The following is a 23,203-nucleotide window of genomic DNA, read 5'->3' on the forward strand; positions in this document are numbered from 1 at the left end:
TCATTTCATTGCCTCACACACGGATACGCACGATCTTGCGGATCACCAGCACGCCGACCAGGAGCAGGCAGAATGCCACCGCCACCATCTTGCGTCCGCCCCTGTCGGTGTACAGCACGGACAGGAATTGCGGATTCATCAGATGCATCATCAGGGCGGCGCCAAATGGTAGCGAGCCCAGCACCCAGGCCGACATGCGCCCTTCCGCCGACAGCACGCGCACCTGGCCCAGCAGCTTGAGGCGGTCGCGGATGATGGCGCTGATACTGTTCAGCAACTCCGTCAGGTTGCCGCCCGTTTCGCGCTGGATCAGCACGGCGATGACGAAATAGCGCAGGTCCGTGCTGGGCACTCGCGCCGCCAGGCCCGACAGGGCATCGGACATCGCCACGCCGAAATTGACTTCATCAAACACGGCGCGGAATTCTTCGGCCAGGGGGCCCGTCATCTCTTCGCCGACCATTTTCAGGGCCGTGGGAAAGGCGTGGCCGGCACGCATGGCACGGCTCATCATGTCCAGGGCGTCGGGCAACTGCTGCTCGATGCGCACCAGCCGGCTGGCCTTGGCGCGCATCACGAGCAAGAACGGCAGCGCCGCGCAGGCAAGGCTCAGCAGCAAACGCAGATACCAGGGCAAGGGGCTGAGGCTGCCCAGCAGCAGCCCGAGTAGCAAGCCCAACAGGCAGTAGCCGAGCAACTTGCCCACATCCCAGTTTTTACCCGACTGCAACAGCAAGCGGTCCAGCCATTGCACGCCAGGCAGTGCCTCCAGCAAGCCCTGTACGCCCGCATGCGAGCTGAGCAGCCGGTTCTTGGTGATCGACACGGTTTTCTGCGCGTCGTCGCTGGCCGTATTCATCGCCCGCAAGCGGCGCGCCACGCGCCCGGCGCCGGCGCCGCGCGCCTGCAGGTTGAAGTAAACGGCGCCAACCAGCAGCATGACCGCCAGGAAGATCAACAGATACACCAGATACGAGAGATAGCCCATGCCGCGTCAGCGCCCGCTGCCGGTCGGCTCGAAGACCGCGGTGGAAATGCCGATGCCAAAACTCTTCAGGCGTTCCAGGAAATGGGGACGGATGCCGCTGGCCGAGAAATACCCGACGACCGCCCCGCTCTCCCCCACCCCCGTCTGCTTGAAGCTGAAAATTTCCTGCATCGTGATGACATCGCCCTCCATGCCCGTGATTTCCTGGATCGACGTGACCTTGCGCTTGCCGTCGATCAGGCGCGACACTTGCACCACCACCGATATGGCCGAGCTTATCTGCTGGCGGATGGCCTTGCTGGGCAGGTTGGCGGCCGCCATGCTGATCATGTTTTCCAGGCGCGTAATGGCGTCGCGCGGGGTGTTGGCGTGGATGGTGGCCATCGAGCCTTCATGGCCCGTGTTCATCGCGCCCAGCATGTCGAGCGCTTCGGCGCCGCGCACCTCGCCCAGGATGATGCGGTCGGGACGCATCCGCAAGGCATTGCGCACCAGCGCGCGCTGCGACACTTCCCCCTTGCCTTCGATATTCGGCGGGCGCGTTTCCAGGCGCACCACGTGCGGCTGCTGCAATTGCAGCTCGGCCGCGTCTTCCACCGTGACGATGCGTTCGGTATGGCCGATAAAGCCGGAAATCACGTTCAGCATGGTGGTCTTGCCGCTGCCCGTGCCACCGGAAATGAGGATATTCATCTTCGCCTTGCCCAGGCCCTGCAGCACCTCGGCCATCTCGGCCGTCATGCTGGTGTAGGCGACCAGGTCGGCCAGGCGCAGGGGATCGACGGAAAAACGCCGGATCGACATCACGGGGCCGTCGATGGCCAATGGCGGGATGATGGCGTTGACGCGCGATCCATCGGGCAGGCGCGCATCGACCATGGGGCTCGATTCGTCGATGCGGCGGCCCACGCGCGAGACGATCTTGTCGATGATTTTCATCAGATGGGCATCGTCATTGAACACAACATCGGTCAATTCCAGCTTGCCGCGCCGCTCGACATACACTTGCTTGTGGCCATTGACGAGGATATCCGACACGGTCGGGTCCGACAACAAGGTTTCCAGCGGACCAAAACCGAGCATCTCGTTGCGGATGTCGCGCGTCAGATTCTTGCGCTCGACATCATTGATGACCACGGCTTCCTCGTCGAGCAGGCGCTCGACCAGGCTGCGCAACTCGTCGCGGATCTGTTCCTGCGTCAGCCGCTGCATGCTTTCCAGGTCGACGCGCTCGAGCAGCAGCGCGTGGATGCGCTGTTTCAGCTCGCGGTAGCTGCGGTTGTCGATGGACGGCGCGCGCTGCGGCGTCAGGGTGGCGATCTTGCCGTTACCGAGACGCTCGCGGATCGACAGACTGGAGGCGGGAGAAGTTGCCATGAGAAATCCTGTTCGAGTGGTGTTAGGCGCGCCGCAGCACGCGGCTCAGCCAGCCCTGCGGCACGGCTTCGGCGCTGACGCCCGTCAGGCTGGCCGCAAACTCCTGCAACGAGCGCGTGATGGGGCTGTTCTTATCCAGCTGCAAGATCGGCATGCCCTGGTTGACCGATGCGGCGGCCGACGCATAATGATTCGGCACCGTGCGGTCGATCGTGGTGCCATATGCCGCCTCCAGGTCCTGCAAGCGGATTTCGCCGCCCTTGTCGTGCCGGTTGACGATCAGGCGCACCTTGTCCTTGTCGTATTCCAGCGATCGGAACATGCCCAGCAGGCGCTTGCCATCGCGGATGTACGGCAAGGTCGTTTGCAGGATGGGGAAAATCAGGTCCGCGTGGTCGAGCGCGCGCACGCTGACGGCATCGAGGTTGCGCCCCACGTCGAGCACCACGAAATCATACTGGCGCCGCGCCAGCTTGATGATGGCGTCGATATGTTCGGGCAGCACTTCGCTGGCGTGGGCCGGGTCTTCCGGTGCCGCCAGGACGCTGAAATTGGGCAGCACATTGAGCATGCTCGAGGCGAGGAACGACGGGTCCAGGCGGTGGATGTCGCGCGTCACATCGGCCAGGGTGGCCAGCGGCTTGCTCTCGGAGACAAACAGCGAGGCATCGCCGAAGTGCAGGTTCAGGTCCAGCAGGGCAACACGCTTGTGGCCGCTGGCTGCCAGAGCATAGCCGAGGTTGGTGGCGATGAAGGTGGCGCCGCTGCCGCCCTTGCAGGAAATGAAGGCCAGCACCTTGCCATTGCCATTGTCGCGCCGCTCGAGTTTTTCCTCGATGCGCTCGAGCGCCGGATAGACGCTGGCGGCCGTGGCCGGCGATGGCACTACTTCGCGCACGCCGGCACGCATGGCTTGCAGCAGGAAGTCGGGCGAATGCTGCGGGCACAGCAGGATGACGGCCAGGCGCGGAAACTGATTGCTCAGGCGTTCGATCGCGGCCAGGTCGGCGCCATCGTTGCCGGGCCGGTCGAACATCAGCACATCGGGCAGCTCTTGCGCCGAATACAGTTGCTCCAGCGGTCCGCTGCGCGCCTCGACGTCGTCCGCCGGATTGCGGTTGCCGACCAGGCGGCCCAGCTCGGCCAATGCTTTTTCATCCCGGGATATGATGGCGATTTTCACGATTTGCCTTGCCTGTTCTGTGGTGACGGTGACATGTTCATTGGCGTCCGAGGCTGATCGTCATGCCGCCCGATTGCGGCACCGGCGCGGTGAACGACTTCTGGTACGCGTTGTAGCCCGCCACCGCCGCCTTGCCATCGAGGCCGGTCACCGGGTCGCGGTTCAAGCCCGCCTGCGGGTTGATCACTTGCTGGGCGCGCAGCAAACCGACGCTGCGGCCAAAGTTGCGGTCGAAGTGCGGCGTGGTGGCGCAGCCGCTGGCGGCAAACGACGCCAGCAGCACGCACAGCAGGGAATGGAATGGAGGACGCTGCATGCTCACTCTCCTATTGAATGTCGAAGCCGGTCGCCGCAGCGGCGCCCGGTTGTTTGTCGGCGGCAGGCTGCGGCTGCCTGGCGTCGCCTTCCATCTTTCCTTGCAGGAAAAACTGCGCGCGGCTTGGCGCCACATAGCCATCCGTCGGCAGCACGTAGTCGCCGGCCAGCGGCTTGACCAGGTGCGGCGTGATGATGAACACCAGTTCGGTGCGGTCGGTCTGGAAATCGCTGCTGCGGAACAAGGCGCCCAGCACAGGAATCTCGCCCAGCATCGGCAGCGCCTTGATATTCGTGGTCACATTGTTCTTGATCAAGCCGCCGATGGCAAAGCTCTGGCCGTCGAACAATTGCACGGTGGTGGTGGCGCGCCGCGTGGTAAACGCCGGCAGGATGGCGCTGCCGGCCGTGCCGCCCGTGGTGATGCCGATGCCGTCCTTGTTCAGTTCCGACACTTCCGGCGCCACCTTCAGGTTGATGCGCCCGCCATCGAGCACGGTGGGCGTGAATTTGACGGCGATACCGAATTCCTTTTCTTCCAGGGTGATCTTGTTGGTGGCGCTGTCTTGCGAGACGGGTATGTAGATCTTGCCACCGGCCAGGAAGCTGGCCTCCTGACCGCTGATGGCCATGATGTTCGGTTCGGCCAGCACTTTCACGAGGCCGTCGCGCTTTTGCGCATCGAGCGTGAGGAAATTGCCGTTTTTACCGTTGAAACCATCGATCATGCTGGGATTGCCACTCAACAAGTTCGACAGGAAACTGTAGGTCCAGTTGCCGCTGCTGGCGCGCGCGCCGATGCTGGCGCCCAGCTGGTCGACGAGGGTTTTCGAAACCTCGGCAATTTTGACTTCCAGCATCACCTGCTGCGGCGCGGCGATGGTGAGCATGTTGATCACGCTCACGCCGGCGGCGCCAGCACCGGCGGCACCGGTGGCAGCGGGCGCTGGCATCACACCCGCGGTGGTAATGGGCGCCGCCGCGTCGCCGGCGCCGCGCTGTGCGAACGCCGTGGCCATGGCCATGATCTGGCTGGCCTTGACGGCATCCGAGACCATGCCCGTCAGCACGATCGCGCCGCCAGCCGAGCTGGCCTTGAGATCTGTCTCACGGGGAAACACAAGCGCCAGCTGCGCCTGCAAGCCGTCGGCATCGACACCGACTTCGATATCGACGATCACGGGACGGTGATCCTTGTCCCACAGAATCAGATTGGTGCTGCCCGGTGCCAGGCCCCAGATATACAGCTCGCTGGAACTGCCCAGCAGCCTGGCGCCCGCCACCTTCGGATCATTGACGGCGATCTGCGAGACGGCACGCGTCAGGCTGCGCAAGGTCGACTTGCCAACGGACAAGCGGATCGGCGGACCCAGCCGGGCGATATCGGCCCCCAGCGACAGAGGGGCCGACTGGCTGACGGCGTCCACCTTGCGCACGGCGGGCGCGGCGCTGGCGCCGGGCTGCCACAGCAAGCTCGCCGTCAAGCCACTCAGGGCCAGGGCCAAGGTCAAGCGGGGCCTGACGATACGGGTACGAAATGAGGTCATCAACTATCCCTGGTTCTGAAATTTTTAAAATTGCTGGACACGGGTGTCCATGCCCGTGATCACTTTGACGCTCTCGGCCGGTGGTGCGGCAGCACGCGGCGCCTGCCGCGCTGGCGCAGCCGCGCGCGGCGCGGCGACCGGCTCCAGCGGCTTGAGTCCCAGCAGCGATTCCTTGGTGGCGCCGCCCGTGTTGACGGGCGCCGGATCGATCTGGTTGCGCAGCACCAGCGACAAGGTGCCGACGCTGCGCGCCAGGTCGAGCTTTTCCACCTGGTCCGGCGTCAACTCCAGGGTCACGGCATTGACCACCTTGGGCTTGTTGTCATCGCGGTTCGATTCCTGCGCCACGGCCAGCACCAGGATGCGTTCGAGCACGATCTTGGAAATGGCCAGTTCGGCGCCACCGCTGGCCTTGGCGCGGTCATCCTGGGTATTGACGAGGATGTCGACAAAGTTGCCAGGCAATGCAAAGCCCGCCACCCCCACCACATCGTTGACGCGCACGGTCATGGCGCGCTTGCCGTCTGCCACGATGGACGACAGGCCACCACTCGTACCCGGCGGTGCAAGTTTGCTTTCCAGCACCGGTTCACCGAGGCTGATGGCCGTGCGCGTGATGCGCCCGTCCAGCGCCTTGCTGTCGGCAAAGGCGCCGGGCGGCTGCGCCCCTGCGGGCCAGTCCATGCTGCGCAACATGAGCGGACTGATCTTCGTGCCCACGCCGATATCGACCAGGGCCACGACGATCTTCTGGCTCGACGGCGTACTCTGGCCGCCCATCCAGATCGCCGCCGTCAGCACGGCGGCACCGGCCAGCACCAGGGCCAGCAGCAACATGAGTAAAGCACGGGTATTTCGCATCGTTTTTCCTCTGACTTCAGCTTGATTTCGGTTCACGCCGCTCTTGCACGGCCATGTCATCGGCGCCATGGCGCTGATTCGCGCCGGCAAAATAGTTGTTCCAGGCCCAGTCCAGCACTTGCTCGTTCAGTTGCGCCGCCGTGCCCTCGTAGCGCGCCAGGTCGCGTACCTGGCGCAGCAGGTCGCGCGGATAACAGGCCAGCAAGGGCGTCGCGCCGCGCGCATGACGCTGCAGCAGGAAGGCAAAGGCGGCCGCGTCGAACGGCACGCCATAGGCGGCACAGGTCTGGCGAAAGACGGTTTCGTAATGCGCTGCGCTGAGCGCCGGCACTTCGATCTTGTAGCCCAGGCGGCGCAGGAAGGCCGCATCCGACAGGCGCTCGGGCAGGAAATTCGAGGAAAACACCACCACCACGTCGAACGGCACCTGGAAGGTGTGGCCGTTGTGCAGCGACAGGTAATCGATGGCGCGGTCCATCGGCACGATCCAGCGGTTCATCAGTTCCAGCGGCGAACAGCGCTGGCGCCCCAGGTCGTCGATGATGAAAATGCCGTTGTTGGCTTTCAGGTGCGGCGGCGCGCGGTACAAACGCGTCACGCTGTCGAAGCGCAGGTCCAGCATTTCCAGGGTCAGCTCGCCGCCGGTGAGCACGGCCGGACGGCGCACGCCGCGCACCCAGCGCGCGTCGAGCTGCACGGCGCGCTCGATGCCGGCCGGCGCTTCCGGCTGCTGCGCCGCCGGCAGATGCAGCACCGGGTCATAAAAGGGCACGACTTCGCCATCGACCATGATGGCGTAAGGCAGGGCAATGGCCCCTTGCAGCAAGTCTTGCAGGCGTTCGGCCAGATACGTCTTGCCGCTGCCGGCGGCGCCGTAAATGAAAATGGCGCGCCCGGAATTCATGGCCGCGCCCAACTGGTCGAGCACGGCAGGATTGACCACCACGCCGTCGAAGCTGGCCTGTACCTGCGGGCGCGTGACATGCATGTTGGCCACGCTTTGCCCCGCCACCTGCGCGTTGTAGGCAGCCAGCGGCACGGGACATGGGCCCGCATAGGCATTGCGCGCCAGGCACTCGAGGGCGCGCTGGCGGCCGCTGTCCGTCAACTGGTAGTGGATGTCGGCATCCGTGCCGCTGGCGCCGCGGCGCATGACTTCGCACATTTTTTCCTGCCGCATGAAGACCATCACGGGGTCGATAACGCCCAGGCCCAGCTTGACGTAACTGGCCAGCTCGGGCAGGTGCAACTGGCCCCGCTGGAACAGCACCTTCGCCAGCAGTTCGACCAGGAAAAAGAAGGGCAAGCCCGTCTCTTCGACGGTGCGCGGCGCCCTGGCGTCGGCTGGCAAGACAGGCAAGGACGGCGGGGCGACAGGCGTCACGCAAACACTCCGAGACTGCCGCGCGCCGCCAAGGCAAGATAGATGAATGTACCGGTAGCAATGGCGATCGCATACGGTAATTTGCCGCTAGGCAGCGCTGGTGCATCAATGCTCGGCAAGTCGCCGGCCACGCCGCGCATCAGGCTTTGCAACAGCAAATGGTAGCTGTTTGTCGTCACCCTGAGCAGCGTGCCATTCCAGCTCGCAACAAAGACCGCCATCACGCCGCCTGCAAGCAAGCTGAAGAGCAAGGCGATGGCCACCGGATAGGGGCCAAGAAAGGCACCGACCATCGCCATCAGTTTGACATCGCCGGCCCCCATCGCCTTCATCGCATACATGGGCAGCAGCAGCGCCAGGCCCACGGCAAAGCCGGCCAGCGCCATTGGCAAACCCAGTGGCGCGGAGACCGGCGCCAGCACGCCGTCGAGGTGCACCGGCAGGCTATTGAGCAGCAGGCCCATCAGTGCGCCGGGAAACACCAGGCGATTCGGGATGCGGCGGCTGCGCACGTCATGCCAGACGGCAGCGGCAAGCAAGCCCCAAAGAACGAGGGCAGGCGAAAACATCCAAAAAGAGTGAGCATTCATCATTTCTTCGAATACAGGCGGAACTCATGAAGCGAATACATCGCATCGCACGACACTGGCACCTAAAGTTCAACAAGCCCTGGTCCAGGCGTGGAAACAGGGCTTGTTGAAGCGGCGCGAGCGTACAGACAACAGTGAGCGCGCGCCTCGAACGGAATTTAGATCGACGCGCCAGACAGCTTGGCGCCGATTTTGGTGAATGCATCTTTCAAGCCATCCGTGAACAGGCCAATGCCGCCCACCAGCGCTGCAGCGACCAGCGCAGCGATCAGTGCGTATTCAATTGCGGTCACGCCATCTTCTTCAGCGATAAAGTTTTTAATGAAATTCATGATTAATCCATTCAGAGTAAGTGTTAACAACGTCATGTGGGACTGCTGATGCAAGCAGTAAATTGCTCACTTATTAACCCTTGCATATAGCCAGCAACGCAAGCAGGAACACCACGGCCATCAGCGACAGCAGCAAAGCATGTTCGAAAAATGAGTTACCACTTTGATCTTGCAAGAAGTACGCAAGCTCACCCGTCCCACCATCGTTCAAGCACATTTCCAGCTCCTGTCACCGTTCGCATTTTCAGTCTGGCTAACTCAGCGACAATCACCGATTGCTGATGACGGTATTGTATGGAAATACACATTGATACTAATCAGACAAAAGTAATTTTATTGCTGGTACAAAAGAGCTCTTTTTCCTACATGGCATCAGTACATTTGTACTGACATCAGCATTCCTGGGGCGTGGTCAGCCCGTTCTTCACCGCGTACACATACAGTTCCAGGCGATTGGCAACGTCCAGTTTGCTGTAAATCGATGTCAAGTGATTGCGCAAGGTTTGCTCGGAAATGAAGGCGCGCTGCGCGATAGTCTTGTTGAGTGCCCCATTGCCTTCGACCATCATGGCGACTATCTTGCGTTCCTTGAGGGTCAGCTGGGCAATGCGCGCCATTTCGGGATCGGGCGGCGCCGGCGCTGGCGCCGGCTTGATCAGCGCTCCCAGCAGACTGCCCAGCAAGGCCTGGTCCAGGCACAATTCGCCGCGATGTACCCGGGCAATGGTATCGATCACCTGCTCCGCCGCCGCCTCCTTGCCGATCACGCCGCGCGCGCCGCTGCGCACGGCGCGGCCCAGCATCTCCTGGTCGCGCGTGCCACTGAACATCACCGCCCGGGTGACGCCATTGGCCAACAGCGCGGGGACGAAGTCGACGGAACACACGCCGGCGAGGTCCACGTCCAGCACGACAATATCGGGGCGCAAGCTCTCGGCAAGCTCCAGCGCGCCGCCTATCGTACTGGTGCTGGCGACCACCTGCATCGCCGGTTGCGCCTCTTCCAGCAGTTTTTCCAGTCCCCACAACATGGTTTTATGATCATCAACCAGCATGACGCGGATGGGATGCAGACTTGACATACGATGGCCTTTAACGGGTCAGCCGTGACGCTCTTGCCGTCAGACTGGAATTTCAATATGCACGGCGGTGGCGCCATCAGCGCCTTGGCTGACCTGCACCCGACCGCCCAGCGCCATGGCGCGTTCAGCAATGGAGGCAGGCATGAACTCGACGCGGGACGACGTTTCGCCGGCATTCTCTATCGATATCGACAAGGCATGCGCATCACAAACGAGTGTCACGCGGCCCTCGCGGGCGGTGGTGTGCTTGCGGATATTGCTCATGCCTTCATTGACGATCTGGAACACTTCGGCTGCCAGCCGGTCGCTGAGATCAAACGCGCCGTCCGAGACGATCTCGATCGTGATACCAAAAAACTTCTTCAGTTGCTCCGCCTGGCGCCGCAGCGCCACCAGCAAGGTCACCTGTTCCCGCTCCGCGCCGCCGCGCACCGTCTGCGCCATCCGGCGCAGGTCGCCAATCACTTGGCCACTCATGTCGATCAGCTTCTCAATATCGGCCAGCAAGGGGCTGTCGGCGGCCGCCTTGGCGCGCAAGGCGCTCAAGCCATGGCGCAGGCCGATATACGGCTGGATGGTCGAATCGTGCAAGTCGCGCGCAATCTTTTGCCGCTCGCGGAACGCTGCGCCGGAGGCCAGCTTGTCGAGAATGGCGATGTTTTCAATCAGGGGAAACACTTGCGCCACGATATGCAGCAGGAACCTGGCGTCGGCCCGGGTCAGCCGGTTCTTCGCGGAGATCACGTAGATACGGCCCAGTCCCTTATGCAAAGGCAGGGGCACGCTGATGAAGGAGCGCGCATCGAGCAATTCGGCCAGCGCCGTGCCCTGCGGCCCATGCGCATCGAGCCGCTGCCACTTCGCACTGCCGCGCTCGACTCCCGTGAGCACGCTGGCCAGCCCCAGGCGCGCGCGCAACGACGGCGCGTACAGCACGCTCTGGCTGGCATCGAACACCATCAGCGGCGCCACCGCGGCTTCGCTCAGCTGGCTGACACGCCCCGCGTGTCCGCCTCTCTCTTCGAGCGCCGTACGCAACTGCCACTGCGCCGCATCGCCCTCGCGCATGACCAGGATACAGCTGCTGGCGTCAAAAAAGGCACGCGCTTTCTGCAAGACCGACGCCACCGTGTGGTCGACGCCAAAGCGGGGATTCGATTGCTGGCTGACCTCGCGCAACAACGCCAGACGGCGCTTCTGCAACAGCCCCAGGCCGCCCCAGTACGCAATCATGTAGCCGAGCGCCATGACAAAGGTCGTGCGCAGCAACAGGTGCGAAATAATCAGTTCAGGGGTCGATGCCACCGATGCCAGCACCAGCAGAACACAGGAGGCGAGCGTGATGCGCGCGCCTTCATCGAGTCCGCGCTGAAACGACGACGCCAGGATGACGAAGAAAAAGAAAGGGAAAAAATAGCTTTCGGCGCCACCGGTGCCATACACGATCAGGCCACACCACAGCACGTCGAGCCAGCATATCAACTTGCCATGCACTACCGGATGCTTGAAATAAAGAAAAACAAACAGCACTGCGCTATGCAGCACATACGAACACAGGATCAACCAGGCCAGCTGATTCGGCACGCCCAGCTTGCCGGGGTTGATGATCAGCGTTAATAAGGCCGTCACCGACAGCAGCAGGCGCATGCCAGAGATCATGATCAAATCTGCATGATCAACCATTGGCAATGCCGTATCGGCATTTGGTTCCTCTTGCAGTTGTTGCTGTTGCAGCATGCTGATTTATTCACTTTTCAAGAAACACCATCGACTGGGTCGCCAGGAGAATGGTTGATTATTTTTTAATTTCTTAAGCCTCTGCATCTTACTCTCAGGAACGTTACTCAGGGGTATGGAGTAATCAATTAACTACATTTATTACAAGAAACTTGATTTATATGCACTTTGGTGCCAACCTTGTACGCTCGAAGCGCGATACAATAAAGCCCGCCAAATGGGCAACAGGCCCGCCATCACACCAATGCCGGCGCGAGCCTTGATACGGATACCAGACATGATGCTCAACCAGGCCAAATCCCTCCGCCCCCTGCCAGGCAGATTCAGGCAATGCGGTTCCACCCTCGTCGAATTCGCCATCATTGCACCGGTTTTCTTGTTACTGATGATAGGCATCATCGAACTGAGCATGGCATATTTCGCCAATCTCACCATGCAGCATGCGGTACGCGAAGGCGCGCGCTATGCCGTGACGGGCAACAAGGATCTCGATCCCGCCAGCAGCAACCAGCAGCGCTACCAGGCGGTCATTCAAAAAATGAAGGAAAGTTCGATGGGCATCTACGACAAGGTCAATCCCGTCATCACGGTGAACGGCGTCAGCGGCACCAGTGCCGGCATGTTCGGCAACGCGGGTGATATCGTCGTCATCTCCGTCGCATACAACTGGAAATTCGCCACGCCGATGATGGCCGCCTTCTACAAGGACGGCAAATCGTCCAACGTCGTCGCCGCCACCATGCGCAATGAAAGCTTTGGCGGCCTATGATGCGCCGCCCCCGCCTTCTGCCGCGGCGTGCCGCGCGCGGCATCGCCGCCGTGGAATTTGCCATCGTGCTGCCACTGCTGGCGCTGCTGCTCTTCATGGTGGTCGACCTGTCGCGCGCCATCCAGACCAAGATCATCCTGCTCAACATCAGCCGCGAAGGCGCCAACCTGGCTTCGCGCTCGACCACCGACCTGAGCGGCTCGGGCCAGACCATCATGAATGCGCTGGCCGCCAGCACCCCGCCGCTGGACATGAACAAGCGTGGCATGATCTATATCACCAAGATCATGGGCTACACGGCGAAGAGCGGCTTGCGCAATATCGTGCTGGAACAGTACCGCTGGGACGCCGGCGCGAAAGTGAGCGGCTACCTGCCCGCCAGCCAGGTGTGGCGCTGCGGCAGCTGGAGCAATGGCACGTGCACCAATATCGCCAAGGCCGACAGTGCCCCCGCAGTGTCACTGATGTCGGGCCAGCTGTCCGATGGCGAACTGATCTACGCCGTGGAGACTTTCTACAATTTCGACATGCTGTTCGGCACATTGAAAATTGGCAACAGCACGACGCCCATCCTGGGCCCCGACCTTAATTCGATGACGGTATTCTGATGCGCATTCCACACAAGCGGCAAAGCGGCCAAGTGCTGATCATGGTGGCGCTGTCGGCCGTCGTCCTGATCGCCTCGGCGGGCCTGGCCATCGATTCGGCGCTCGGCTACTTCGTCAAGGCCAAACTCAATGCGGCCGTCGACTCGGCCAGCCTGGCGGCGGCGCGCGGCGTGACCCTGGGCGACACACAGGCAGCGCAGGCGACCAACGCGCGCCAATCGGCCAAGGAATTTTTTGACATCAACTATCCCGACAAATTCCTGCTCTCGACGCCCGTACTCAATCCCGTCGGCGTGGTTTTCGACAGGGGCACCGTCACCATCGACGTCTCGGCCACCGCCTCCCTGCCCGTCTCGCTGATGGGCATACTCGGCTTCCAGACCCTGAACGTGGCCGCCAGCGCGCAAACCATCCGCAAGGACCTGGACATGGTGCTGGTGATGGATACGTCGGGGTCGCTGTCCAGCAATGCGGCCGCCGTGCGGGCCGCCGGCAAGTCATTCCTGAACAAATTCAATTCCACCGTGGACCGGATCGGCTTGCTGCATTTTTCCAGCGGCACCGTCATCGACCTGCCGATCAAGAAGCTCGACCGGGGCTTCAACCGCACGCAAGCGAGCACTGCGATCGATAACTACGGTTTTAGCGGCAATACGAATTACTCGGAAGGCATGTGGCGGGCACGCGAACAGCTCAATGGCATCAGCCAGTCCGACCGCTCCAGCCTGCGCGTCATCGTCTTCTTTTCCGACGGTGCGCCCACTGCCTTGTCCTCGTATTTTTTCCCCGCCACCAGCGGCAACTGCACGGAGGCCGGGGCGCTGGCCGTCTCGGCCACGCTGCCCTCCAGCGGCAGGGCAACGAGCGGGCTGTATCGCATTGATGCTGCCTCGCAAAGTCTCCCCCCCACCAACTCGTGCGCGGCTAGCCTGATCAACAAGCTGCCTGCCTGGTATAACGCCCACCTAACGAAGGCCCAGGCCGATGCCGCGGCGCCAGGGGAATTTCCCATCTTGACCAATACGCCGCGCAAGGTAACGGCAGACATTTCCACACGCACGCTCCAATACGACAATGTGCACCGTGCAGCGCGCAACTTGCCCGAAGCGATGGCAAGCAAGTCGCGCCTGGAAAACACCTACATATTTACCCTGGGCATGGGCGCGGGACTGAAGGCCAAGGAAGGCCCGGACAACGAGGTGGGCGAAGACTTGCTGCGCTGCATGGCCAATACGGCCGATGCGCCAGTGCGCTGCCGCAAGCCGGCCGAACCCGTGGGCCTGTACTGCTATGCCGCCACCGAGAGCGACCTGAGCCCCTGCTTTACGCGGCTCGCCTCGGCCATTTTGCGTATTTCCAAATAAGGCCTGGCCACCTGCTAGAAGGCAAAGCAGCTGCAGCCGAGCGTGCCCCAGAAGCCGGAAAAGTCGGAAATCGGCACGGCCGACTTGCGCGCCAGGTCGTGGGCATGCGCATGCACGCCGCAGGCGCCCGCGCACTGGTGCGGCAGCAAGGCTTGCGCCGGCCTGGCCGCAGGCCGGTAATGACCCGGCACTGCGCGCACGGGCGACCACTCGGGCAGCACGGGAATCGGTGGCGGCGCCAGGGTCGCAAATTCCGCCTGACCGTGGACGATCTTGCCGCCCACCACGGTCAGCACGGATTCGATGGACTTGATCGCCTCTTCCGGCACGGCGAAATAATCGGCCGACAGCACGACAAGGTCGGCCAGCATGCCCTCGCGGATGCGCCCCTTCTTGCCTTGCTCGCTGGAAAACCAGGCGCTGCCCGCCGTCCACAATTCCAGCGCCGTGTCGCGCGACAATCTGCCCGCCGCCTCCGTCAGGGCCAGGCCGCCCACGGTGCGCCCCGAGACCAGCCAGTACAGCGCCGTCCACGGGTTGTAGCTGGCGACCCGCGTGGCGTCCGTGCCGCCGCCGACCGGTACGCCCGCGTCCAGCATGCGCTGCACGGGCGGTGTGGCCTTGGCGGCATCCGCGCCATAACGCTCGACAAAATATTCGCCCTGGAAGGCCATGCGGTGCTGGATGGCGATACCGCCACCGAGCGCCCTGACCCGGTCGATATTGCGCGGGCTGATGGTTTCCGCGTGGTCGAACAGCCAGTGCAAGCCGCCGAACGGCGTGTCGCGGTTGACCTTTTCAAACACGTCGAGCATGCGGCTGATCGATTCGTCATAGGTGGCGTGCAGGCGGAACGGCCAGCGCTGCTCGACCAGGTGGCGCACGACCTTTTCCAGCTCGTCTTCCATGCCGGCCGCCAGCTCGGGACGCGGTTCGAGGAAATCCTCGAAGTCGGCGGCGGAGAACACCAGCATTTCGCCGGCGCCGTTGTGGCGGTAAAAATCCGTGCCGTCGCCGGGTTTGACCATGCCGGTCCACTTCTGAAAGTCCTGCAGTTCCGCACCCTTGTTTTGCGTGAACAGGTTGTAGGCGATGCGGATGGTCAGCTGCTCTTTTTGCGCCAGTTCGTCGACGACGGCGTAATCCTCGGGATAATTCTGGAAGCCGCCGCCCGCGTCGATGGCGCTGGTGATGCCGAGCCGGTTCAGTTCGCGCATGAACTGGCGCGTGGAATTGACTTGCAAGTCGAGCGGCAGCTTCGGGCCTTGCGCCAGGGTCGCATATAAAATCATGGCGTTCGGCCGGGCGATCAGCAGGCCGGTCGGGTTGCCGGCAGCGTCGCGCACGATTTCGCCGCCGGGTGGGTTCGGCGTATTTTTATCGTAGCCGACGGCGCGCAGGGCGGCGCGATTCAGCAGCGCGCGGTCGTACAGGTGCAGGATGAAGACGGGCGTATCGGGCGCGGCCGCGTTGATTTCATCGAGCGTCGGCATGCGCTTTTCCGCGAACTGGAACTCCGTCCAGCCGCCCACCACGCGCACCCACTGCGGGTTTGGCGTGCGCAGCGCCTGTTCCTTGAGCATGCGCAGGGCATCGGCCAGCGAGGGCACGCCTTCCCAGCGCAATTCCAGGTTGTAGTTCAAGCCGCCCCGTATCAGGTGCAGGTGCGAGTCGTTCAGGCCGGGAATCACCGTGCGGCCAGCCAGGTCGATCAACTGCGTGGCGGGACCACGATGGCGCATCACGTCTTCCACGTCGCCCACGGCGAGGAATTTGCCATCGGCGATGGCGACGGCGGACGCCAGCGGCTGCGTCCTGTCGACCGTGTGGAAACGGCCATTGAGTAAAATCGTGCTTGCGCTCATGCTGGTTCTCCTGAATCAGGTGCTGGACGATACATCGATGAAATCTCAATGGCCTTCGCTGGCGTTGAACATGGATTTGGCGTAGATCAGGCCCAGGCCATAGCCGCCGCCGTGCGCCACGGCCGTCGCCACCGTCTCGTCGTAGGTTTCGCCACGGGCCCAGTCGCGCTGCAGTTCCAGCAAGTATTGCACGGACGTCAGCGGCTGCGCGCCCGCCTGCAGCATGCGCTGCATGGCCATCGCATGGGCTTCGTCGGAGACGTCGCCGCTGGCGTCGGCGATCACGTAGACGTCAAAACCCTGCTCCAGCGCCGACAGCGCGGGGCCGACGATGCACACCGACGTCCACAGGCCGGCCAGCACGATCTTGCCCTTGCCGTAGCCATTCACCTTGTCGGCGATGCGCGCATCTTCCCAGGTGTTCATGCTGGTGCGGTCGATCGGCGCCTGCTCGGGGAAGACGGACTGGATCTCATCGAAGATCGGGCCGGAGAACGATTTGGCGGCCACCGTCGTCAAAATCGTCGGCACCTTGAATTCAGCCGCCGCCTTGGCCACCAGGGCGGCATTGTTGCGCAGCAGGGCCAGGTCGATGGAACGGGTGGCGAACGCCATCTGCGACTGGTGGTCGATCATGATCAGGGTATGATCGTTCGGGGTCAGCAGTTTTTGTGCGGCTTGGGCGGTGGCGACAGGCATGATGTTTTCCTTAGTGAAAATAATTGAATATGAAGAGGGATGTCGTTGTACGGTGCTTCTGCTCCTGCCCTTGCGTCACGCTGTGTGTGCCGAGCCAGTGCTATGCAGTATGAACGAGATATTTTGAAAACAAAAACGGAAAGAATGCCAAGCTATATGCAATTTTTTCGATGATACGAAATAAGCGCAACAGCAACCCACACCTCAAGGAGAAAACATGGGATTTGAATTCAGGATCACGGCCAGCCTGACGCAGGAACAGCGCCAGCACCTCGCGCGGTTGCCAGAGTTGGCGGCGCCGGCGCCGCGCCCGCCCGGCAGCGCCAGGCCCGATACCGAAGCCAGGCTGACGGACGCCGGCCTGTATGTGTGCCAGCACCTGCGCCCGGACCCGTGGCACGGCCTGGCCGCCCTGCGCGCCTGGCTCGATGCGCAGGGCGTACGCTATGCCGTCGAAGAGATCGACGACTAAATAGAACCTACAGGGAGCCTTCGAGCATGACGCGCAGCGTGCGGTAGCTGCCCGTATCGACCGTGCGCAGCAGGCTGCCGCCGCCATCCGCATACAGGCTGCGCGTGCGCTCAAGCTGTCGCAGCAGATTGGCGCCCGACAGGCGCAGGCGCAGCTGGTCGCTGAAGGTCCACAACGCGTACAGATCCAGTTCGCGCCGGGCGCCTTGCCAGGCCAGCAGCTGGCTTGACTCGCGCGACGGTCCACCGCCCTGGTAATGCAGATTGCCGCCCAGGGTCAAGGGCTTGCTGGCCAGCCGGTAATCGGCGCCCAGGTTGGCGCTCCACGGCAGCTGGCCATCGAGGCGATTGTCCGGACCGGCGACGGCGTCCAGCGTCGACCAGTTGCGCGCCACGTTCGCCCGCAAGTCCAGCGCGGGGGCGCCCGCCCACAGCGCCGTCAACGGCAGCTTCGCTTCCAGTTCGATGCCGCGCACCCGCGCCCTGCCCTGATTGACGGGCGTGGCCACCCAGCGCCCCTTGTCCTGGTACAGCCGGTCCAGCATCACGTCGCCGATGCGCCGCAGCGAAGCGCTGGCGCCCAGCATGGCGCCTTCCGCAGGATAGTATTCGTAGGCCGCGTCCAGGCCCCACGCCAGTTCCGGGCGCAGCGCCGGGTTGCCCTGGTTGTCGGGATTCGCGGGGCTATTGCCGTTGTCGTTGAGGTAAGGGCGCGGGATCAGCTGGAAAATCTGCGGCGCCTTGTAGGTGCGCGTGACGGCCAGGCGCAGCTGATCCTTGCCGGCGAGCTTCCACAGGCTTTGCAGCACGGGACTCCATACCTGCGCGCGCACGTCGACGGGGCCAGCGCCACCGGTGGCGCTGGCCGTACGCCAGCTTTCCCAGCGCAGCCCCAGATACAGCGACCAGCGCGCGGAGACTTCCCATTCATCCTGCGCGAACAGGGCCAGGCGCCGCACCGTGGTCGCATAGTCTTCGTCCGGCAGCACAGGCGGCCCGCCCGGCGACAGCTGGCGCTCGCGGCGAAACTCCGCGCGCCGCCGGTGCCCCGCATCCCAGCCCGCCGCCAGTGCGTGGCCCTCGCCCAGCGTCCGGCGATAGGCGCCGCTGGTCTGCACGCCCACATCGTCCACGCCCGCATCGACCCGGCGCACATTCGCCGGCCCGGGCGCGGCACTGACGCCCTGGAACAGATAATCGCTGCCGCGGTGGTTGACATCGAGGCCCAGTTTCATATCGAGGCTGGCTCCTTGCCCCAGCTTGCGCAGCCAGTGCAGATCGCTGCGCACGGTGCCGCTGTCCTGCCTGAAAGCGGCGTCGTTGTCCGGATAGTCGGTATGGCCGCCCAGGTAAGACGTTTCCACCACCTGGCGGCGGCTGGCCAGGCGGCGCAAGCTGACCAGGCTTTGCCAGGCCAGGCTGTCTTCGCCCGCCAGCGCCCATTGCAAACGGGGCGCCAGCTCCAACGTATCGCTGGTCACGCGCTCGGTCAGCGGCGAATGGCGCACCACCGTGGGTCTGCCATCGGCATCATATGCGCGGTTCCATTCATCGAACAAGCCCCGGCGCCCCGTGTGCGCGAGCGTGCCGGCCAGCGCGTAAGACAGGCGGCCGTCCTTGTCCGCCCACTGCACGGTGGCGCTGCCGGCGGGCATGCCGTGGCTGCCGGACGTGCCCAGCTTGAAGGTGCGCTCGCGCCGCTTGCCGGATTTTTTCAGCACGATATTAATGGAACCGGCGATCGCCTGGGCGGAAAATTGCGCCGTGGCGGCGCGCATGATTTCCACGCGCTCGACCAGTTCCGGGTCCAGGGAGTCGAGCGAAAAACCGGGCGGCACGGGCACGCCGTCGAGCATGACGAGGGTATAACCCTGGCCCAGCCCGCGCAGCTGGATTTGCCCGCCAGTCGTGCCCGAAGCCGTGCCGGCTGGCGCACCGATGGAAATGCCGGGCAGGCGCTTCAAGGCATCGGCCAGGACGCGGTCTCCCTGGCGTATCAATTCCTCGTGGCCGATGACGATGGCGGCGACGGTGTCGTTGCGGCGCTGATCCACTTTGCCGGCATTGACCGTCACGGAGGGGAGGTCGTCTTCGGCATGGACGTGCGCCGTCAACGGCAGCGCAAGGCTGCACAATAGAATACTCAATCGCATGGGAAATCCTGAAAGGTCTGTGGTGATGTCGGCTTGCGGTCGGCTTGCGCTCGCGCGCTCATCCGACCTGCGGCCAGGTAAAACTAGCGGCCAAACTGCTCCTTGCGCAGGCGCAGGGCGCGCGCGGTGGCGTTGACATCGAGATCGGCCAGCCACTGTTGCGGATCCTGCAGGCGCCCGTCGCGGGTCACCTCGAAATGCAAATGCGGCCCCGTCGCCAGACCGGTGGCGCCCACGGTGCCGATGGCCTGCCCTGCCGTGACGGCCATGCCGGTCGTCAGCGTGACCCGGTCGAGATGGGCATACAGCGACTCGATGCCGCCGCCATGGTCGATGCGCACGGCCTTGCCAAGGCGCTCATCTGCACTGACGCTGGCGATGCCGTCGGCCGCCGCATGCACGGGCGTGCCGCGCCTGGCGCCCAGATCGATGCCGCTATGGCCTTGCGGCGTCAGCTGGCGCACCACGCCAAAGAAGCCGGTCACGCGCATGCTGCCCAGGGGATTGCGCCAGGTAGCTGGCGCCGTCGCCGGCCCAATGAGCGCAGCTGTCGGCGTGGCTGCCGGCGTGACTGCCACGGCCCACGCCAGTGCCGGCTGCAGCGCCAGGCTGGCCGCGCCGATCGCGCACAGCAGCAGCGCCGTCAGCACCCGCAAGGCCACAGGCGGGCGTGCCTGCCCGTCACGCATGCGCAGCAGGCGCTCGGCCATGCCGCCGCCGCCAAAGGCCAGCCCCGGCAACGGCTGGGTCTGCAGGCCCAGCTGCCTGACCAGGGCCGCCGCATATTGCTGGCGCTGGCTCGGCGGGCAACCTGCGAGTACCTGGCGGTCGCAACCGAGTTCTTGCGCCCAAGCCAACTGGCCGGCCAGCCAGCGCGCGGCCGGATTGAACCACAGCAGGGCCTGCAGCAGCTTGGCCAGCAGCAGGAGCACGGGGTCGCGCCGGCGTGCATGGGTCAGCTCATGGGCGATCACCAGTTGCTGCTGTTCCGGCGTAAATTGCGCCAGGTGCGCCGGCAACAGCAAACGCGGCCGCCATATGCCCACCAGCATCGGCGAGATCGGCGCATCCACTTCCAGCACATCCATGCCATGCAGCCGGCGGCGCCGCGCCAGCTGCAGCAAGGTACGCAACATGGCGTGGCCACGCTGCCAGCGCCAGACTGCGCAAGCGACGCCCAGCAGATAGATCAGGCCCCAGGCGGGTGGCACCAGGGCCAGCCACAAAGCAGCGGATGACAGCCCGGCAGCTGGCGCCGCCATGGCCATTGGCACGTCGGGCGCTGCGCTGGCCAGGAAAACGGGCACGTTCACCTCGGGCACCACGCTCAGCTGGCGCGTGTCCGGCAGCAGCGGCAGCACAAACACGGCGGCCAGCACCAGCTGGGCGCCGAGCCACACGCTGCGCTGCGCCGCCAGCGCGGGCCAGCGCCGCTGCGCCAGGCTCAGCATTGCCCACAGCAGCGGGCCGGTCACGAGACAGGCGGCGCTGGCCTGCAACAGCGTGAGAGAAAACAGCAGCATCGCTTATTCCTTTCCCTCGAGCGGCCAGTCCTGCAGCAGTTGTTCCAGCGCCGCCAGTTCCTGCTGGTCCACCAGTTTGCTGCCCGTAAACATACTGACCGGCAAGGGACTGTCGATTTCCATCACGCGCCGGCCAAAGTCGTGGGCAAACGCGGCCAGGGTGGCCACCTTGTCCACGTTCGCCTCATACACGAGCACGCCATGCACGCTACGCTGCAGCAGCATGCCCTTGTCCAGCATGCGCTCGAGCGTCTTGCGCGTGGACGAAAACGACCATCCCAGCTCGTCTTCCACCCTGGCGTGCAATTCACGCGCGGACAGCGGATGGTCTTTCCACAAGGCTTTCAATAACGACAGTTCGGTGACGGAGGGCGTGCTCATGGAGATTTCTTTTAGTGACTGTTGACACAATTATGCGACAACAGTCACACGAACGCAAGCACTACGTGCGACATCTGTCGCATGCATTACCTCATTAAAATTCTTCCCACTCATCTTCCCCCGAGCGCTGTTTGCCGGCCGGAACTTGCGGCGCATGGCGCACCACCGGCTTGCCACTCACGCGGGCAGGCGCGTGCGCCACCTTGAGCGGCACCGGACGGCGCGCGGCGGGCCGGGACGCGAGCGCCGGAATGGCATCCACCTGCGCGGTCCTGAACACGCTCACCGCATCGGCCAGCCGGGCGGCCTGCTCCTGCATGGATTCCGCCGCTGCGGCAGCCTCTTCCACCAGCGCAGCGTTTTGCTGGGTCACCTGGTCCATTTCGCCGATCGCCTGGTTGACTTGCTCGATGCCAGCCCGTTGCTCGTCGCTGGCGGCCGAGATCTGCCCGACAATGCTGCTGACCTTGTGCACGCTGTCGACGATCTCGCGCATGGTGTGGCCCGCCTCGTCGACCAGGCGCGCGCCGCTTTCCACCTGCGCCACCGAGTCATTGATGAGGGCCTTGATTTCCCTGGCGGCACCAGCCGAACGTTGTGCGAGGTTGCGCACCTCGGTGGCGACGACGGCAAAGCCGCGTCCCTGCTCGCCCGCCCGGGCCGCTTCCACGGCCGCGTTGAGGGCCAGGATATTCGTCTGGAAGGCGATGCCGTCGATCACGCCGATGATGTCGACGATCTTGCGCGACGAGTCGTTGATCGACCCCATGGTGTCCACCACTTGCGCCACCACTGCGCCGCCCTTGCCGGCCACGGTGGAGGCCGACGCCGCCAGGCCGTTGGCCTCGCTGGCATTCTGCGCATTGCGCTGTACCGTGCTGGTCAGTCCCTCCATCGACGACGCCGTCTCTTCCAGCGAACTGGCCTGCTGTTCCGTGCGCGCGGACAGGTCGATATTGCCCGAGGCAATCTGGCGCGACGCCGTGGCGATGGCTTGCGTGCCGCCGCGCACTTCGGTGACAATGCGCAGCAGACTGGCCGTCATGTCTTTCAATGCCTGCATCAGCTCGCCAGTCTCATCCTTCGAGCGCACGTCCACCTGCACCGTCAAGTCGCCGTGCGCCACCTGCCTGGCCACGTCGATCGCCGCGCGCAGCGGGCCGGAAATGTTGCGGGCGAGCCACCAGGCGATCAGGGCGGCCAGGATCAGCGCCGCCGCGCCGCCGCCCAGTAAGGTCCAGTGCGTGCGCGCCTGCAGGGCCGCCGCCGCTTCCGAGCGCCGGGCCAGCAGCACCGTTTCCGCCTGGCCGATCTCGCCCAGCAGTGCCCGCATGGCATCCATGCCCTGCTTGCCCCTGCCTTCTTTCTCCAGCGCCAGCACGGGCTCGATGGCCGCCGTGCCCTGCGCCACGGCGCGCCGCATGGCGATCACGGGATCGAGCGCACCGGCCAACCAGGCTTGCTTGGCAGCATCGAGCTTCGCCAGGCGCTCCTGCTGGGCAGGGTTATCGCTGGTCATGTCGCGCGCCTTGGCCAAGTGCGTGCCAAACCCGGCCTGCCCCGCCTTGTACGGTTCCAGCGACGCCTCCGCACCCGTGATCACGTAGCCGCGCTGGCCTGTTTCCATGTTGATCAGGCTTTCCAGCATCGCGCTGTTTTCGGCGAGCACCTGGTAAGTGTGGGTATTGATGGCATTGGCGTCGGCCAAGCGCGAAACATTCAGCGTGGCGACGGTGACCAGGGCGGCCAGCAACAGGACGATGGTGCCGAAACCGCCATACAGGCGGGTGGCGATGCGAAGATCGGCGATACGCATGATATTCCTCCGGGAATGAACACGCCGGCGCCACGGTGAGTCCCGCGCATGGAGTGCTATAGAGAATAATAGTGAATAACGATGATCCGGAGCGCGCCATAGCCACGCATTTCCTTTACCTGTGGCATTGCGTACCTGAAACAAACCCGGCGCTTTTT

The 23,203-nt window shown here is 63.8% G+C and carries 21 protein-coding genes; 4 read left to right on the forward strand and 17 right to left on the reverse strand.

Annotated features, from left to right (window positions below):
• Nucleotides 1-13 precede the first annotated feature (13 nt).
• The 11 genes from O0882_RS20645 to O0882_RS20695 all read right to left on the reverse strand — a co-directional run bounded on the left by O0882_RS20645 (nt 14) and on the right by O0882_RS20695 (nt 11,318).
• The gene (locus O0882_RS20645; protein ID WP_289950990.1) at nt 14-988 is read right to left on the reverse strand and encodes a type II secretion system F family protein; all 975 of its coding nucleotides are present in this window, start codon (nt 986-988) and stop codon (nt 14-16) included.
• Nucleotides 989-994: 6 nt separating this feature from the next.
• Nucleotides 995-2,365: a CpaF family protein gene (locus O0882_RS20650; protein WP_289950991.1), complete on the reverse strand. Its 1,371-nt coding sequence runs from the start codon at nt 2,363-2,365 to the stop codon at nt 995-997.
• Nucleotides 2,366-2,387: 22 nt separating this feature from the next.
• Nucleotides 2,388-3,548: an AAA family ATPase gene (locus O0882_RS20655; protein ID WP_289950992.1), complete on the reverse strand. Its 1,161-nt coding sequence runs from the start codon at nt 3,546-3,548 to the stop codon at nt 2,388-2,390.
• A 37-nt stretch (nt 3,549-3,585) separates the two neighbouring features.
• Nucleotides 3,586-3,864 (reverse strand): pilus assembly protein, encoded by a 279-nt coding sequence (locus tag O0882_RS20660; RefSeq protein ID WP_289950993.1) that lies wholly within the window; start codon nt 3,862-3,864, stop codon nt 3,586-3,588.
• A 10-nt stretch (nt 3,865-3,874) separates the two neighbouring features.
• Nucleotides 3,875-5,410 carry a type II and III secretion system protein family protein gene (locus O0882_RS20665; RefSeq protein WP_289950994.1) on the reverse strand — a complete coding sequence of 512 codons (1,536 nt, stop codon included), beginning with the start codon at nt 5,408-5,410 and terminating at the stop codon, nt 3,875-3,877.
• A 24-nt stretch (nt 5,411-5,434) separates the two neighbouring features.
• Nucleotides 5,435-6,271, reverse strand: coding sequence for a Flp pilus assembly protein CpaB (gene cpaB, locus O0882_RS20670; RefSeq protein ID WP_289950995.1), 837 nt, complete (start codon nt 6,269-6,271; stop codon nt 5,435-5,437).
• 16 nt (nt 6,272-6,287) lie between these two features.
• Nucleotides 6,288-7,655, reverse strand: a complete 1,368-nt coding sequence (locus O0882_RS20675; RefSeq protein WP_289950996.1) for an ATP-binding protein — start codon at nt 7,653-7,655, stop codon at nt 6,288-6,290.
• Nucleotides 7,652-8,245, reverse strand: a complete 594-nt coding sequence (locus O0882_RS20680) for an A24 family peptidase (protein ID WP_289950999.1) — start codon at nt 8,243-8,245, stop codon at nt 7,652-7,654. The genes O0882_RS20675 and O0882_RS20680 overlap by 4 nt, the downstream gene beginning before the upstream one ends.
• Nucleotides 8,246-8,403: 158 nt before the next feature.
• Nucleotides 8,404-8,577 carry a Flp family type IVb pilin gene (locus O0882_RS20685; protein WP_289951000.1) on the reverse strand — a complete coding sequence of 58 codons (174 nt, stop codon included), beginning with the start codon at nt 8,575-8,577 and terminating at the stop codon, nt 8,404-8,406.
• 392 nt (nt 8,578-8,969) lie between these two features.
• Nucleotides 8,970-9,659 (reverse strand): response regulator transcription factor, encoded by a 690-nt coding sequence (locus O0882_RS20690; protein WP_289951002.1) that lies wholly within the window; start codon nt 9,657-9,659, stop codon nt 8,970-8,972.
• A 39-nt stretch (nt 9,660-9,698) separates the two neighbouring features.
• Entirely contained in the window at nt 9,699-11,318 is a 1,620-nt protein-coding gene (locus O0882_RS20695) for a histidine kinase (RefSeq protein ID WP_289951004.1), read from the reverse strand.
• A gap of 358 nt (nt 11,319-11,676) precedes the next feature.
• Here O0882_RS20695 and O0882_RS20700 point away from each other — a divergent pair, with 358 nt between their 5' ends.
• The 3 genes from O0882_RS20700 to O0882_RS20710 are packed head-to-tail and all read left to right on the forward strand — an operon-like array spanning nt 11,677 to nt 14,137.
• Nucleotides 11,677-12,165 (forward strand): TadE/TadG family type IV pilus assembly protein, encoded by a 489-nt coding sequence (locus O0882_RS20700; protein WP_289951241.1) that lies wholly within the window; start codon nt 11,677-11,679, stop codon nt 12,163-12,165.
• Entirely contained in the window at nt 12,162-12,773 is a 612-nt protein-coding gene (locus O0882_RS20705; RefSeq protein ID WP_289951006.1) for a TadE family protein, read from the forward strand. The genes O0882_RS20700 and O0882_RS20705 overlap by 4 nt, the downstream gene beginning before the upstream one ends.
• Nucleotides 12,773-14,137 carry a VWA domain-containing protein gene (locus O0882_RS20710; RefSeq protein WP_289951008.1) on the forward strand — a complete coding sequence of 455 codons (1,365 nt, stop codon included), beginning with the start codon at nt 12,773-12,775 and terminating at the stop codon, nt 14,135-14,137. The genes O0882_RS20705 and O0882_RS20710 overlap by 1 nt, the downstream gene beginning before the upstream one ends.
• Nucleotides 14,138-14,151: 14 nt before the next feature.
• Here the strand turns inward: O0882_RS20710 and O0882_RS20715 are convergent, their stop codons facing one another.
• Nucleotides 14,152-16,002: an amidohydrolase gene (locus tag O0882_RS20715; protein WP_289951011.1), complete on the reverse strand. Its 1,851-nt coding sequence runs from the start codon at nt 16,000-16,002 to the stop codon at nt 14,152-14,154.
• Between the two features lie 45 nt (nt 16,003-16,047).
• A complete protein-coding gene (locus O0882_RS20720; protein WP_289951013.1) occupies nt 16,048-16,701 on the reverse strand; it encodes a hydrolase in 654 nt (217 codons plus the stop codon).
• 217 nt (nt 16,702-16,918) lie between these two features.
• Between O0882_RS20720 and O0882_RS20725 the strand changes: the two genes are divergently transcribed.
• Entirely contained in the window at nt 16,919-17,173 is a 255-nt protein-coding gene (locus tag O0882_RS20725) for a hypothetical protein (RefSeq protein WP_289951014.1), read from the forward strand.
• Between the two features lie 7 nt (nt 17,174-17,180).
• On the opposite strand, the gene O0882_RS20730 is transcribed toward O0882_RS20725, so the two are convergent.
• The 4 genes from O0882_RS20730 to O0882_RS20745 all read right to left on the reverse strand — a co-directional run bounded on the left by O0882_RS20730 (nt 17,181) and on the right by O0882_RS20745 (nt 23,045).
• Nucleotides 17,181-19,325 (reverse strand): TonB-dependent receptor, encoded by a 2,145-nt coding sequence (locus O0882_RS20730; RefSeq protein WP_289951016.1) that lies wholly within the window; start codon nt 19,323-19,325, stop codon nt 17,181-17,183.
• Between the two features lie 83 nt (nt 19,326-19,408).
• Complete coding sequence (locus tag O0882_RS20735; protein WP_289951017.1) at nt 19,409-20,848, reverse strand: M23/M56 family metallopeptidase; 1,440 nt, start codon at nt 20,846-20,848, stop codon at nt 19,409-19,411.
• A 3-nt stretch (nt 20,849-20,851) separates the two neighbouring features.
• Nucleotides 20,852-21,229, reverse strand: coding sequence for a BlaI/MecI/CopY family transcriptional regulator (locus tag O0882_RS20740; protein WP_034758847.1), 378 nt, complete (start codon nt 21,227-21,229; stop codon nt 20,852-20,854).
• 94 nt (nt 21,230-21,323) lie between these two features.
• On the reverse strand, nt 21,324-23,045 hold the full coding sequence (locus tag O0882_RS20745) for a methyl-accepting chemotaxis protein (RefSeq protein WP_289951021.1): 1,722 nt from the start codon (nt 23,043-23,045) through the stop codon (nt 21,324-21,326).
• Nucleotides 23,046-23,203 lie beyond the last annotated feature (158 nt).

This window comes from Janthinobacterium sp. SUN073 (genome assembly GCF_030397665.1).
Lineage (GTDB): Bacteria > Pseudomonadota > Gammaproteobacteria > Burkholderiales > Burkholderiaceae_D > Janthinobacterium.